Genomic DNA, 1,430 nt, shown 5'->3' on the forward strand with positions numbered 1-1,430 from the left:
CACGGGGCTCGGCCTCTCCCAGGTCTTCGGCTTCGCCAAGCAGTCCGGCGGCGAGATCACGGTGACGAGCGAGCGGGGCGCGGGCACGACCTTCACGCTCTACCTGCCGCGGGTCGGGTCGGAGCGGGTGCCGCTGCCGGACGCGGCCGAGCCGGCCCCGCTGGCGAGCGGCCACGGCACCTGCGTGCTCGTCGTGGAGGACAATCCCGAGGTCGGCGCCTTCGCCGAGCAGGCGCTGCGCGAGATCGGCTTCAGCACGGTCTGGGCGACCGATGCCGAGCGGGCGCTGGCCGAGTTCGAGCGCGTGCCGTTCCGCTTCGAGGTCGTCTTCTCCGACGTGGTGATGCCGGGCATGAACGGGGTCGAACTCGCGCACGAGATCCGGCGGCGGCGTCCGGACATGCCGGTGGTCCTCGCCTCGGGCTACAGCCACGTCATGGCCGAGCAGGGCACGCAGGGCTTTCCCCTGCTGCGCAAGCCCTACTCGATCGCCGACCTCTCGCGCATGCTGCGGCGGGCCATCCAGGACGCGCGGTCGAACCGCGACGCGGACCGCTCGCCAGTCTGAGCAGGCGGCGGGAACGCTCCCGTCACCGCCCGCTTGTCCGACTGGGCGGCCCACCGGGGCCGTCGAACCGGATGCCGGAGGCGACCCGTGACCAGAGAGATTCGCGCCACCCTGCTCGCTGCCACGCTCCTCGTCGGCCTCGGCGGCGCCGCCGAGGCCGACGAGGAGCGTGGCAGCGAGCAGGGTGGCGCGAATCTCTCTGGTCACGGGTCGCCTCCGGCATCCGGTTCGACGGCCCCGGTGGGCCGCCCAGTCGGACAAGCGGGCGGTGACGGGAGCGTTCCCGCCGCCTGCTCAGACTGGCGAGCGGTCCGCGTCGCGGTTCGACCGCGCGTCCTGGATGGCCCGCCGCAGCATGCGCGAGAGGTCGGCGATCGAGTAGGGCTTGCGCAGCAGGGGAAAGCCCTGCGTGCCCTGCTCGGCCATGACGTGGCTGTAGCCCGAGGCGAGGACCACCGGCATGTCCGGACGCCGCCGCCGGATCTCGTGCGCGAGTTCGACCCCGTTCATGCCCGGCATCACCACGTCGGAGAAGACGACCTCGAAGCGGAACGGCACGCGCTCGAACTCGGCCAGCGCCCGCTCGGCATCGGTCGCCCAGACCGTGCTGAAGCCGATCTCGCGCAGCGCCTGCTCGGCGAAGGCGCCGACCTCGGGATTGTCCTCCACGACGAGCACGCAGGTGCCGTGGCCGCTCGCCAGCGGGGCCGGCTCGGCCGCGTCCGGCAGCGGCACCCGCTCCGACCCGACCCGCGGCAGGTAGAGCGTGAAGGTCGTGCCCGCGCCCCGCTCGCTCGTCACCGTGATCTCGCCGCCGGACTGCTTGGCGAAGCCGAAGACCTGGGAGAGGCCGAGCCCCGTG

Annotated in this window: 2 protein-coding genes; one reads left to right on the forward strand and one right to left on the reverse strand. The window is 73.1% G+C overall.

The features are described 5' to 3' along the window. Nucleotides 1–568 (forward strand): response regulator (locus AX737_RS16810; protein ID WP_156453790.1); only part of this gene is annotated, 568 nt, incomplete at its 5' end. 294 nt (nucleotides 569–862) lie between these two features. Here AX737_RS16810 and AX737_RS16805 read toward each other — a convergent pair. Continuing rightward, nucleotides 863–1,430: response regulator (locus tag AX737_RS16805; RefSeq protein WP_156453790.1), on the reverse strand; the 568-nt coding region annotated here is incomplete at its 5' end.

Origin of the sequence: Methylobacterium sp. CCH5-D2, from assembly GCF_001556475.1 — a bacterium.
GTDB classification, from domain to species: Bacteria; Pseudomonadota; Alphaproteobacteria; order Rhizobiales; family Beijerinckiaceae; genus Methylobacterium; species Methylobacterium hispanicum.